This window comes from Plantactinospora sp. BB1 (genome assembly GCF_003030385.1).
Lineage (GTDB): Bacteria > Actinomycetota > Actinomycetes > Mycobacteriales > Micromonosporaceae > Plantactinospora.
Window position 1 is genome coordinate 5,217,954 of the sequence record NZ_CP028159.1, and the last position, 12,987, is coordinate 5,230,940.

At 71.9% G+C, this 12,987-nt stretch carries 8 protein-coding genes; 3 read left to right on the forward strand and 5 right to left on the reverse strand.

All coding sequences use genetic code 11. The annotated features are described in order from the left end of the window. Positions 1 to 181: 181 nt before the first annotated feature. A complete protein-coding gene (locus C6W10_RS22725; RefSeq protein WP_107260323.1) occupies positions 182 to 928 on the forward strand; it encodes a hypothetical protein in 747 nt (248 codons plus the stop codon). A gap of 1 nt (position 929) precedes the next feature. After that, complete coding sequence (locus tag C6W10_RS22730; RefSeq protein ID WP_107260325.1) at positions 930 to 1,673, forward strand: class F sortase; 744 nt, start codon at positions 930 to 932, stop codon at positions 1,671 to 1,673. A gap of 100 nt (positions 1,674 to 1,773) precedes the next feature. Here C6W10_RS22730 and C6W10_RS22735 read toward each other — a convergent pair whose 3' ends face one another. Further along, a complete protein-coding gene (locus C6W10_RS22735) occupies positions 1,774 to 6,825 on the reverse strand; it encodes an NAD-glutamate dehydrogenase (RefSeq protein WP_107260327.1) in 5,052 nt (1,683 codons plus the stop codon). A gap of 393 nt (positions 6,826 to 7,218) precedes the next feature. On the opposite strand from C6W10_RS22735, the gene C6W10_RS22740 reads away from it, so the two are divergent. After that, positions 7,219 to 9,183 carry a penicillin-binding transpeptidase domain-containing protein gene (locus C6W10_RS22740; RefSeq protein WP_107260329.1) on the forward strand — a complete coding sequence of 655 codons (1,965 nt, stop codon included), beginning with the start codon at positions 7,219 to 7,221 and terminating at the stop codon, positions 9,181 to 9,183. 82 nt (positions 9,184 to 9,265) lie between these two features. On the opposite strand, the gene C6W10_RS22745 is transcribed toward C6W10_RS22740, so the two are convergent. The 4 genes from C6W10_RS22745 to C6W10_RS22760 all read right to left on the reverse strand — a co-directional run bounded on the left by C6W10_RS22745 (position 9,266) and on the right by C6W10_RS22760 (position 12,960). Further along, the gene (locus C6W10_RS22745; RefSeq protein WP_107260331.1) at positions 9,266 to 9,499 is read right to left on the reverse strand and encodes a TM2 domain-containing protein; all 234 of its coding nucleotides are present in this window, start codon (positions 9,497 to 9,499) and stop codon (positions 9,266 to 9,268) included. A 106-nt stretch (positions 9,500 to 9,605) separates the two neighbouring features. Continuing rightward, complete coding sequence (locus C6W10_RS22750) at positions 9,606 to 10,163, reverse strand: TetR/AcrR family transcriptional regulator (RefSeq protein WP_199853032.1); 558 nt, start codon at positions 10,161 to 10,163, stop codon at positions 9,606 to 9,608. Positions 10,164 to 10,662: 499 nt separating this feature from the next. Beyond that, complete coding sequence (locus C6W10_RS22755; protein WP_369936811.1) at positions 10,663 to 11,955, reverse strand: arginase family protein; 1,293 nt, start codon at positions 11,953 to 11,955, stop codon at positions 10,663 to 10,665. A 66-nt stretch (positions 11,956 to 12,021) separates the two neighbouring features. Then, entirely contained in the window at positions 12,022 to 12,960 is a 939-nt protein-coding gene (locus tag C6W10_RS22760; RefSeq protein WP_107260335.1) for a tetratricopeptide repeat protein, read from the reverse strand. Positions 12,961 to 12,987 lie beyond the last annotated feature (27 nt).

The following is a 12,987-nucleotide window of genomic DNA, read 5'->3' on the forward strand; positions in this document are numbered from 1 at the left end:
GTCCGGGCCGGCGGCGGGACTCGATCCGGACAGGGCCGATGTGAAGAGCTCTCTACCACTCACAGGCGATGTTTCCGAAGGAACACCCATAATCCCGACATCTCCTCACAAACTAGCTAGCGTCGGTTCTGGCTCGGCTCGCCGTCGAGCACAACCAACGGGGAAGGAGTGACTACGAGTCATGAGTAGGAAGTTGCTGGGGAAGGTGGTGGCGGTCGCCGGTCTCGGTGCCGCGTCCCTGCTGATCTGCGCGCCCGGAACCGCTCTGGCGGACGACGCCCCACACGAGCGGGAGAACAACGGCCACATCCACACCGTGCCGAAGGGGGTGAAGCCGGGACACAAGTTCAAGGTCATCCTGAAGTGCGAGCACCGGGTGGAGAAAGCCTGGGTGTCGTCGAAGGTCACCGGCAAGCTCTGGCTCAAGCCCGTCGAGGAGGACGGCGTTCGAGTACCGGAGCGGCAGCGCCCACCGGCGGACGGCGGTCAGCCGGACGACGACGGTCAGCCGCCGGTCCCGCCGAACGGCGAGCAGCCGCCGCTTCCGCCGAACGGTGGGCAGCCCCCGCTGCCGCCGGACGGTGGGCAGCCACCGCTGCCCGAGGAGGGCGGCCAGCCGGAGGCGGGCGACGGGCAGCCCGACGGCGGCCAGGGCGGCCAGGCGGCCGCCTACGGCGACGAGGCCGTCTACTGGGCCTGGGCCAAGGTGCCGTACAAGACCAAGCCGGGGCACTACCGGGCCTGGGGCGCGTGCGAGGCGACGGGCAAGATCGTCGTACTGCCCCGGGGTTCCGTACCCGGTGGTGACGGCGGCGCCGCCAGCACGGACTCGGGTCGGGCGGCAGCCGGCGCGGGCATGCTGGGCGCGGCCGCGATCGGTGGCTTCCTGATGATCCGCCGGCGTCGTACCGATGGCTCACCCGCCTGAGGTGTCGACCAGGCGCGCCGGCGGCCGGCACGGGAAACCGTGGCGTGCCGCCGGCTCCGCCCTGGTCGTCCTGCTCGCACTCGGCGGCACCGCCCTGCTCACCGCCGGCCTGAACCCGCCCCCGGCGCAGCCGCCGCAGCCCGCCGAGATCGAGACCGGCGAGGCGCCGCCGCAGCCCGAGGAGACCCCGGAGGCCCAGTGGACCCCGCAGGCGGTAGCGCCGTCGCCCACGCCGGGCAGCCCGGCGGCCGGCAGCCCGGCCGTCGAGCCGTCCCGGCCGGCCGAACTGCCGCGCTCGGAACCGGTCCGGATCACCATCCCGAAGATCAAGGTGAACGCGAAGATCATGTCGGTCGGCGTGAACGACGACGGGACCGTGCAGGTGCCTCCGCTCAAGCAGGCCCAGCTCGCCGGCTGGTACCGGCTGGGGGCCAGCCCCGGCGAGTTCGGCAACGCGGTCGTGGTCGGGCACGTCGACTCGGCCGCGATGGGGCCGGCGGTCTTCTTCCGACTCGGGGCGCTCAAGCGCGGCGACCGGGTCGAGGTCACCCGGCAGGACGGCAAGGTCGTCCGGTTCGCGGTGGACTCGGTGAAGTCGTACCCGAAGACGTCCTTCCCGTCCGAACTGGTCTACGGTTCGGCGGACACCGCCCGGCTCCAGGTGGTGACCTGCGGCGGCACCTTCGACCGCAAGAAGGGCAGCTACCGCAACAACGTGATCGTCTCCGCCACCCGGATCCCCTGACCGAACGCCCGGTCGCTGGCGACGGGGACCGGACGCCGGATCGGCGGCGTTCCGGACCGGCAGAACCCGGCCCGGTACGCCGCCGACGCGGCCCGCCCGCTCAGCCGGCCGCCGAGGTCCGGACCAGGGTACGGATCTGCCGCAGCAGTACGGAGAGCGCGGCCAGATCCGCCCGGGACTCGTCGAACTCCCCCATCGCCTTGCGGGTACGGCCAATCGAGATCGAGTTCGACCGCTCCCACTCCTGCACCCGCTCGTCCGGCGACAGGTCGGCGGGAGTCCCGCCGAGCACCTCGGCGGTGAGCGCGGCCAGCGCGGCGTAGAGGTCGTAGCGCAGGGCCATCCGGGCCAGCGTCTGCCAGCGGTCCTCCCGGGGCAGCAGCGAGATCTTCGACAGCAGCGAGTCGACCCGGAACCGGTCGGAGAGGACGAAGTAGACTGCCGCCACCTCGCCGACGTCCCGCCCGGTCGCCCTCGCCGTCTCCACCACGTCGAGCAGGCCGAAGCTGTACATCAGCCGGGTGGAGCGCTCGGCCAGCTCCCGGGGCAACCCGCGCCGTACGCACATCTCGACGTGCGCCTCCAGCGCCTCGCGCTCGCTGCCGTAGAAGAGGTTGCCCAGCTCGGGCAGGAGCCGGGAGACCCCGTCGCGGAGCCGGGCCGTCTCGGCCGGCACGTCGATCGGGGACCGGCGGTTCGTCACCAGCCACCGGACCGCCCGGTCGAGCAGCCGCCGGGTGTCCAGGTAGACGGCGGTCTGCACCTCGGTCGGCACCCGGTTGTCCAGCGCCTCGATGTCGGCCCAGATCTCGCGCAGCCCGAAGACCTCGCGGACCACCACGTACGCCCGGATCACGTCGGCCGGGGTGGCGCCGGTCTCCTCCACCACCCGGTAGATGAAGGAGATGCCGCCTCGGTTCACCGCCTCGTTCACCAGCATGGTGGTGACGATGTCCCGGTGCAGCCGGTGCTCCGGCATCCGGTCGGCGTACCGCTCGCGCAGCGGGGTCGGGAAATAGCCGGAGAGCACCTCGAAGGTCCACTCCTCGTCCGGCAGCCCGTCGGCCAGGATCTCCCGCTCCAGCACGATCTTGACGTACGCGAGCAGCACCGCGAACTCCGGCGCGGTCAGCCCGATGTCGGTACGGGTGGCCAGCTCCTCGTCCGGCGGCAGCGCCTCCAGCTCCCGGTTGAGGTGCCCGGCCCGCTCAAAGTCGGAGATCATCCGCCGGTGTACCGGCAGCAGCGAGGCCGCCTGGGCCAGCGCGTTGCCGATCGCCCGGGCCTGGTCGTAGTTGTCCCGGAGCACGAGCTGGGTGACCTCGTCGGTCATCTCGGCCAGCAGCGCGTCCCGGTCCGGCACGCTCAGCTCGCCGTCGGCCACCGCCGCACCCAGCAGGATCTTGATGTTGACCTCGTGGTCCGAGGTGTCCACCCCGGCCGCGTTGTCGATGAAGTCGGTGAAGATCCGGCCGCCGCCGAGGGCGTACTCGATCCGGCCGACCTGGGTGAAGCCCAGGTTGCCGCCCTCGCCGACCACCCGGCAGCGAAGGTCCCGGCCGTCCACCCGGATCGCGTCGTTGGACTTGTCCCCGACCTGCGCGTTCGACTCCGACGACGCCTTGACGTAGGTGCCGATCCCGCCGTTCCAGAACAGGTCGACCGGGGCGGAGAGGATCGCCTTCATCAGCTCCTGCGGCGACATCGACTCGGCGCCGCCGCCGAGGTCGAGCACCGCGCGGACCTCCGGGCTGATCGGGATCGACTTCGCGGTACGCGGATAGATCCCGCCACCGGAACTGATCAGCTCGGGGTTGTAGTCCGCCCAGGAGGAACGCGGCTGGTCGAAGAGCCGGCGACGCTCCACATAGGAGACGGCCGGGTCCGGATCCGGGTCCAGGAAGATGTGCCGGTGGTCGAAGGCGGCCACCAGCTTGATGTGCTCGGAGAGCAGCATCCCGTTGCCGAAGACGTCACCGGACATGTCCCCGACGCCGACCACCGTGAAGTCCTGGGTCTGGGTGTCGATCCCCATGTCCCGGAAGTGCCGCTTCACCGACTCCCAGGCGCCCCGGGCGGTGATCCCCATCTTCTTGTGGTCGTAGCCGGCCGAGCCGCCGGAGGCGAACGCGTCGGCGAGCCAGAAGCCGTTGCGCACCGAGATCTCGTTGGCGATGTCGGAGAAGCTGGCGGTGCCCTTGTCCGCCGCCACCACCAGGTACGGGTCGTCGGCGTCGTGCCGGACCACGTCGGACGGCGGCACGATCTGCCCGCCGACCAGGTTGTCCGTCACGTCCAGCAGGGCCGAGATGAAGCCCTTGTAGCACTCCACCGCCTCGTCCCGGTCGCCCGGCTTCTGCTTGAGCACGAAGCCGCCCTTGGCGCCCACCGGCACGATCACGGCGTTCTTCACCATCTGCGCCTTGACCAGGCCGAGCACCTCGGTCCGGAAGTCCTCCCGCCGGTCCGACCAGCGGATGCCGCCCCGGGCCACCGGCCCGAACCGCAGGTGTACGCCCTCGAAGCGCGGCGAGTAGACGAAGATCTCGTACTTCGGCCGGGGCTCCGGCAGGTCCGGCACCATCTGCGGGTCGAGCTTGAACGCCACGTACGGCTTGGGCCGGCCGTCCGTACGCCGCTGGTAGAAGCTGGTCCGCTGGGTCGCCTGGATCAGCGTCAGGTACGACCGCAGGATCCGGTCCTGGTCCAGGCTGCTCACGTCGTCGAGCTGCTGGTTGATCGAGGTGACCAGTTCCTTGCTCCGCAGGTTGCGCTCCTCGGCGCCCAGCCCGAGCGTCGGCGAGAACCGCACCTCGAAGAGTTCCACCAGCGAGGCGGCGACCTGCGGATACGCGATGAAGGTGGACTCCATGTAGTCCTGCGAGAAGACCGTGCCGGCCTGCCGCAGGTACTTCGCGTACGCCCGGAGCACCACCACCTGCCGCCAGGTGAGTCCGCCGCGCAGCACCAGCTCGTTGAAGCCGTCGACCTCGGCCTCGCCCCGCCAGGTGGCGGAGAAGGCGTTCTCCACGTGCGGGCGTACCTCGGCCAGGTCCCGGGCGCCGTCGGGCAGTTCGAGACCGAAGTCGTAGAGGTAGATCCGGCCGTCGATCCGGTCCACCTCGTACGGGTGCTCGTCGACCACCCGTACGCCGAGGGAGTGCAGCACCGGCAGCACCGCGGAGAGCACCATCGGCTCGCCGTACCGGTAGACCTTGAACCGGACGTCCTCGACCGCGGTGGCCGGGGTCGGGCCGCCCGGCCGGACCGGCTGCTGCTTGCGGAACATGTGCATTTCGAGCTGGCCCGGCTCCTCCAGCAGCTCCAGCTTGGCGAGGTCCTTCATCGCCTCGTACGGCGTGTGCCCGTCCTTGTAGCCCTCCGGGAACGCGTCGGCGTACCGGGTGAAGAGCCGCTTCGCCTGCTCGTCGCCGAGCTTGCGTTCCAGCACCAGCCGGTAGTCGTCGTCCCAGAGCCGGGTCGCGTCGGCGAGTTCCTCGGCGAGCAGGTCCGCGTCCACCTCGCCGGGCGGGCTGGCCGGGTCGGTCCGGACGATGAAGTGCACCCGGGCCAGCATCGACTCGGTGACCCGGGTGGTGTAGTCGACCCCGATCCCGTTCAGCTCGCGGAGCAGGATCTCCTGCATGCGCAGCCGGTTCTGCGTGGTGAACCGGTCCCGGGGCAGGTAGATCAGGCAGGAGATGAACCGGCCGTAACCGTCGCGGCGCAGGAAGACCCGGAGCTGGCGGCGGCCCGCCATCCGCAGCACCCCGACGACGGCGTGGTAGAGGTCGTCGGTCTTGATCTGGAACAGCTCGTCCCGGGGATAGGTCTCCAGGATCTGCAACAGGTCCTTGCCGGAGTGGCTGCGCGGGCTGAGCCCGGACCGGTCCAGCACCTCGGCGACCTTGCGCCGGACCACCGGCAACTCGCGGACGCTGGTCCGGTACGCCGCCGTGGCGAGCAGGCCGAGGAAGCGGCGCTCCCCCACCACCTCGCCGTCGGCGTTGAAGACCTTGAAGCCGATGTAGTCCAGATAGGCCGATCGATGCACCGTGGCTCGCGAGTTCGCCTTGGTGATGATGAGCAGCCGCTTCTCGGTCACCTTCTGGTGCGCCTCGGGGGTCATCGAGGAGAGCGCCCGGGGGGTGGTGGAGTCCTGGCGCAGGATGCCCAGCCCGGTGCCGAGGATCGCCTCCAGCGCCGGCCCCTGCTCGGTCTGGATCAGCCGGTACTCGCGGTAGCCGAGAAAGGTGAAGTGCTCGTGCGCCAGCCAGCGGAGCAGCTCCACCGAGTCGGTGATGTCCTTCTCCGGCACGGGTGGGCGGTTCTCCGAGGTGCGTGCGGCGGCCAGCTCGTCGGCGAGGGAGAGGGCGCGCTGCCGCATCTTCGGCCAGTCCTCCACCGCCTCGCGCACGTCGGTGAGCACCCGCTGCAACTCGGCGCGCAATCGGTCCCGGTCCGCCGCGCCGCGTACCGGGTCGATCTCGATCCGCATCCAGCTCTCGACGATGTCGCCGTCGATCGCGTCGTCCGGTTCGACGTCGGCGGCGACCTCGGTCAGCCGGCCGAGTGGTTCGCGGCGGACCACCACGAGCGGGTGGACCAGCATGTGCACGTCGAGGTGGTGGCCGGTCAGCAGCGCCGTGATCGAATCCACCAAAAAGGGCATATCGTCCGTAACTATCTCAATTACGGTGTGCTGCTGCTCCTCGTCCGGCTCGTGGATCCGCAGCTTGAGCTCGCCCGGCACCCGCTGCTGGGCGAGATCCCGGTGCGCCTTCGCGGCGGCGAGCATCTCCGCCGGGGTGAAACCGATCAGCTCCTCGTCCGGGGCGAACCGCCAGAACCGGTCGACCAGCGTCGCCGCGTCGTGGTCGTCACCGGCCAGCGCCACCGCCTGGGCCACCAGTCGTTCGGCGTTCGGGACCGGCTCGTCCAGATCCGCGTCCTCGACGTCGTCGGCGAGGGCCTCCGGAGGCAGTCCCAGGTCATAGAGGGTGTCGATGCTGGCCCCCGGCACGCCGGTCGCGCCGGAGGCGAGTCGAGAGCCCGCCCCGTCGTCGTCGATCGCCGCGTCGTAACTGTCGTCTCGGCCGGCATCCGCCGGCCGGAGAACGGGTTCCGGTTTGATCGCCGGACGCCGGTCCATCGTGCCACTCCCCTCGACCCACCACGCCGTGGGTCACTCTCCGCCCAGACTAGGCCCTACCGATAAGCCCCTCTGCCGGTGGACCGGCGGCCGGATGTCGGATCTGAGATCTGTCCCTTCATCCGTTGCGGACGCCCGACACGCCCGCCCCGGAGTACCCACGCACGCTCGGCCATCACCCGATCCGCCTCGCCGGACCCGTGACCGGACCGCCCACCGGGCAGCCATATACGCCCTGACCTGCGGCGGAGCGCGTCGAGACGGGCCGTCGGCGGCCGTGCTCCACGCCTCCCGGACCGCACCGGGGCAGCCCCGATTCGGCATCGCGTACTACCGTCGGTCTGCCGCCGGAGCAACGTCCGGCGGTGCCTTGAGCTGGAAGGTAACCGCGGCATGCGCTTTCCGAATCCCTCCCAACGCCCCCTCTTCCGGCAAACCGCCCGTCGAGGGACGGCCACCGTTCTTGCCGGCGTGTTGCTCGCCGCCGGGGGCCTGGCCGGCTGCTCGGACTCGGACGGCCCCGACCGCGCGGTCGACGCGTTCCTGGCCGGTTGGCGCGGCGGCGACCTCAACAAGGTCGGATTCCGCAACCCGGCGGGCGAGCGGGTACCCGCCGGCGAGGTGGCCGAGGAGATCAAACAGCTCTCCGGCGAGCTGGCCAAGACGCCACCCGAGCTCCGTCGGGAGGGGGACCCGAAGATCACGGAGGACACCGCGACCGCGACGGTACGGGTGGACTGGACACTGCCCGGCGACACGCACTGGACGTACCCGTCGGAGATCCACCTCAAGCGTGGCGAGGACGACGAGTGGCAGGTGATCTGGGAACCGAAGGTCGTCGAGCCGCGCCTCACCAGCGGAGACGAGCTGGCCGTGCGCCGGCTCCCCGCCAGGCGGGCGGCGGTGGCCGACGGGGCCGGCAAACCCATCGTCGCGCCCCGGCCGGTGGTGCTGGTCGGCGTACAGCCCAACGAGGTCACCGACCTACCCGGCCTGGTACGCCAGCTCGACGCCGCGTTCAAGGCGATCCGCCCGCCGATCACCCCGCCGGTCGACCTGACCGACCTGCCGACCCGGATCCGGGAGGCGGAACCGGAACACTTCGTCGACGTGGTGACCCTGCGCCGGGAGGCGTACCTCCAGATCAAACCGCGCATCCACGAACTCCCGGGCACGAAGTTCCGCGAGGAGCAGCGGGAACTCGCGCCGACCCGGGACTTCGCCCGGGCCCTGCTCGGCTCGGTCGACCCGGTGCAGGCCGACGACATGGCCGCCAACCCGGGCCTCTTCGAAGAGGGTGACCTGGTCGGACACGGCGGCCTCCAGGGCCGCTACGACAAGCAACTGCGCGGCGGTACCGGGCTGAGCGTGATCATCACCAGCAAGCGCCCGGACGGTACGGTCACGCCGACCGGTACCGAGGTGTTCCGGCGCGAGCCGCAGGCCGGGGTACCCCTGAAGACCACCCTCGACGTGGCCACCCAGAACGCCGCCGACGACGCGGTACGCGGGTCCCGGCAGCGGGCCGCCCTGGTCGCGGTACGGATCAGCGACGGCGCGGTACTCGCCGCGGCGAACGGCGGCAGCGCCGAGAACCTCGCCTTCACCGCCCAGGTCCCGCCCGGCTCGACCTTCAAGATGGTCAGCGCGCTCGGCCTGCTCGACGCCGGGGCAGTCACCCTGGACGCGCCGGTCGGCTGCCCGAAGACGTTCACCGTCGACGGGCGCTCGTTCAAGAACTCGGACAACTTCGCCCTCGGCACGGTGCCGTTCCGGACCGACTTCGCGAAGTCCTGCAACACCGCGTTCGCCGCGCTGGCGCCGAAGCTGGGGCCGGACGGGTTGGCCAACGCCGGCCGGAGCCTGGGGCTGGAGGCCGACTGGAAGCTCGGGATCGACGCGTTCACCGGGAAGGTGTCGGCCGGCGGTTCGGCGGCCGAGCGGGCGGCCGCGTCGTTCGGTCAGGGCACCACGGTGGTCAGTCCGCTGGCGATGGCGGCGGCGACCGCCGGGGTCGCCCGGGGTCAGTGGCAGCAGCCGAAGCTGGTGCTGGAGCCGGCGCCCGGCGAGCCCGCCCCGCCCGGCCCGCAACTGAAGGCCGGCTCGGTCGAGCCGCTGCGCACGATGATGCGCGAGGTGGTCACCAAGGGGACCGGCAGCACCCTGGCCGACGTGCCGGGCGACCCGGTGTACGGCAAGACCGGCACCGCCGAGTACGACGACAACCCGGCGCACACCCACGCCTGGTTCGTGGGCTGGCAGGGGGACGTCGCGTTCGCGGTCTTCGTCGAGAAGGGCGGATCGAGTACCGCCACCGCCGTGCCGATCGCCGAGAAGTTCCTCCGCGGCCTCCGCTGAGTGCGGGTACCGGCCCGGAAACGCGCCGGCCGGGGCGGTCGACGGGGTATCCCCCGGACCGCCCCGGCCGCTGCGCGTCCGCTCAGCGGGCGAGCGCCTGGCCCTGCTTGTCGGTGAACTTGCCGACCGCGATCATGATGAGGTCGATCAGGGTCCAGATGCCGAACCCGCCGAACGTCAGGATCATCAGGATGCCGGTGCCGACCTTGCCGACGTAGAACCGGTGCACGCCGATGGTGCCGAGGAAGAGGCAGAGCAGCAGGGCGGCGATCCAGGACTTCTGCCCGACGGCCGGACCGGCGGCGGTTGTGGACATGGATTATTCCTTTCAGGACATTCTCAGGAAGAGCACAGCGCTCGCGCACCTTACCGGAATCCGTCCGGAGCCGCTGTCCCGGTCCGCCGTCGTGATCAGCCGAAAGTCATCGACGCGGCAGGCTGGCCACGAACATCGCGATCAGTTGCTCGTACGTCTCGTCCAGGTCCTCCGGCAACCCGAAGCCGCCACTGGCCTCCAGCGAGGAGAAGCCGTGCGCGATGGCCCGGCCGCACCGTACGGCGTGGATCGCCGCCGAGTCGGTGAGCCCGTACCCGCGCAGCGTGGCGAGGAAGACCTGCAACATCCGGGTACCGGCCTCGACCATGGCCGGCTCGTGCAGCGGATCGGGCGGCAGCGCCGCGTACCGGGCCGGGTGCTCGCGGACGTAGGCGCGGTAGGCGCGCAACAGCATCGCCACCGCCTCGTCGCCGCTGCGGCCGAGTACGGCGGCCACGGCCCGGTCGGTCAGCTCGGTCATCAGCCGGATGCCCACCAGGGTGCGCAGCTCGGCAAGGCCGGCGACGTGCTTGTAGAGCGAGGGCGGGGCGACCCCGGTGCGTGCGGCGACGGCCGCCAGGGTCAGCGCGTCGACGCCCTGCTCGTCGATCACCTCGATCGCCGCGCTGACCACCGCCGCCGTGGAGAGCCCGGCCCTAGGCACCGCACCGCCCGTGTGGTGCTCGTCGGCGGCTCGACAGTTCGCTAGTCACAATAGCCAAAAAGCTAGTGACGCTAGCTCCCCCTGTCAAATCGAGCCGAATTCCAGGCTACGCAGGGTGTTCGCCAGCCGTGGGAGTACACCTCTCGTCGAGCCTGTCGAGCTGCCCCGTCGGTGCGTCCGCGCTCGGGCGAGACCCGATGTCGTCCGCCGCCCGATGTCGCCCGCCACCCGGTGTCGTCCGCCCGATGTCGCCCGCCACCCGATGTCGTCCGCCCGATGTCGCCCGCCACCCGATGTCGTCCGCCCGATGTCGTCCGGCCACCCGGAGGTCTTCGGCGACCCGATACGGTCGGTGCCCCGTCCGTGCACCCATCTCGACAGTCTTCCGCCGGAATGGTGCCGAGCCGGCCGGGCCGGCGTAGCGGTCCCGGTCTCCCGGTCGGGTCGTCGACCAGGCGGGCGGGTTCGCCGAGCACCGGTCGAGAGCGTGCGCCGAGGTTCAGGCGATCTCCGCCGACCCCGGCTCGGAGTCCGGTGTCGGCGCCGCCGCCGACCCCCCGGAATCCCCGTCGACGGCGCGGGTGGGCTGCGCGGCACCGTCGGCCGGATCCTCGGCCGGCGGCGGCGGGTTGCGACGGAGCCGTCCCGGACCGGCCGAGGCGGGCGGGCCGACCGGCTCCGACCAGCGGGCGGCCAGCTCGGGTACCCCGACCCGGGCGCCGTTGGCGGCCGGCTCGTCTGCCACCCCGGCCGGCGGTTCCGCCGACGGCCGGGCCGGTGTCGACGGCGTGCCGGGCAGGACCGTTCGAGGCCCCGGGACCGTCAAACCACGCTCCGGACCGACCGGCCGGCTCGGGAGCAACCGGGGCGGCACCGCCTCGGGCGCGGCGACCGGAGCCAGGCCGGCGACCAGCGTGTCGACGATCTCGGCCGCGTAGCCCCCCTCCGGGTCGTAGTCGGGGTCGAAGACGGTGATCTCCACCCCCAGGCAGTGCGGGGTGTCCACCAACCCGGCCAGCAGCAGCTCCAGCTCGGCGAAGGCGATCCCGCCCGGGTCCGGCGCGTCCACCGCCGGCATCACCGCCGGGTCGAGCACGTCGACGTCGACGTGCACCCAGTAGCCGGCGCAGTCGGTCAACTGGTCGTGCGCCCACTGGGCGGTCCGGGCCGCCCCCTCGACCCGCAGCGCCGGCACCGGCCGGGTGACGATCCCGGCCGCCTGGAGGTCGAGCCGGTACTCGTCGTGCGCGCGGATCCCGAGCACCACCACGTCGATGTCCCGGAAGTACGGCCGGCGCCCCTCGATCGCGGCCAGGTCGGCCTGGCCCCGCCCGGTGACCAGGGCCAGGTCCTCGCCGGCCGCCGCACCGACGTAGGAGGCGTTGCCCGGGTGCCGGAAATCGGAGTGGCCGTCCACGAAGACCAGCCCGATCCGGCCGCCGACCGCCTCGCCGAGCCGGTGCATGGCGAGCGCCGAGCCGAGCAGGATCGAACAGTCCCCGCCGAGCACCAGCGGAAACTCGCCCTGGTCGATGATGCCGCCGATCCGCTCGGCCAGCTCCATCGAGTACTGCGCGATCGAGCCGGCGTGGCACACCCCGTCCCCGGGACGCCAGTCGCCCGGGTCGTACCGGGGCGGGGTGAGGCAGCCGGCGTCCCGGGCCGCGAGCCGGGCGATCAGGTCGTGGTCACGCAGCGCGCCCGGGGCCTTGGCACAGCCCGGCACCGACGTGGGGGTCGGCGGACGCAGGCCCAGGTTGGACGGGGCGTCCAGGACGGCGATCCGGCGCATACTGTGCTCCCGTCCGGTATCGCGGCTGCCAGGCCGGCACGCGCGCTGCTCGTAGCTGCCTATTGTCTAGAAGAGTGCACGCGAGAGCGCCCTCCGCGCGTTGGCCACCGCAGGATCGTCCGGACCGGCGATGGTGAACAGGGACACCAGGTGCTGTCGGGCGGCCTCTCGGTCATCGCCGGCCGTCCGACGGACCAGGTCGACCAGCCGGGCGTACGCCTGCTCGGCCTGACCGCTGAGCACCTCGATGTCGGCGGCGAGCAACTGCGCGGGTACGTCGTCGGGGCCCGCCTCGGCCGCGGCCAGCGCCGCCGCCGGGTCCGCACCGCTCACCCGGCGGGCCAGCGCGACGTGCGCCAGGCCGGCCTCGGCCGCCGCGTCCGACGGCGCGTCCGAGAGGATCTTCTTGTACGCCCGCTCGGCCGCGTCCAGGTCGCCGCTGATCAGCGCCTCGTCGGCCTCGCCGAGCCGGGGGTCCTCCGGTGCCTCCACCGAGACCCCGCCGGCCTTCAGCACGGCGCCGATCCACTGTCGCAACTGCGCCTCGGGTACCACTCCGGCGAAGGCGTCGACCGGCTGGCCGCCCACCACCGCGTAGACCATCGGGATGCTCTGCACCCGGAACATCTGCGCGAGCCGCGGGTTGGCGTCGACGTCGACCTTGGCCAGTACCCACGCACCGGCGCCCTCGGCGGCGAGCCGTTCCAGCACCGGGGAGAGCTGCTTGCAGGGCTCGCACCACTCGGCCCAGAAGTCGATCACCACTGGCGTGGTGAGGGAGCGCTCCAGCACCTCGGACTGGAACGTGGCTTCGGTGACGTCGATCACCGCGACTCCACCCCCGCCCCCGGGAGGTGTGCTCGGCGGTGTCGCGCCGGGGGTGCCGGGGCCGCCCGGCGGGGTCGCTGCCGCCGCCGGCTTCGCGGGTGTCTGTGCGGCGCGCAGTGCGCCGAGGTCGACCGCGCCGCGGGTGAAGATCGACGAGGTGATCCGTGGGTCGCTCATGGTTCCCTAGTCTCGCACGCGGCGCCG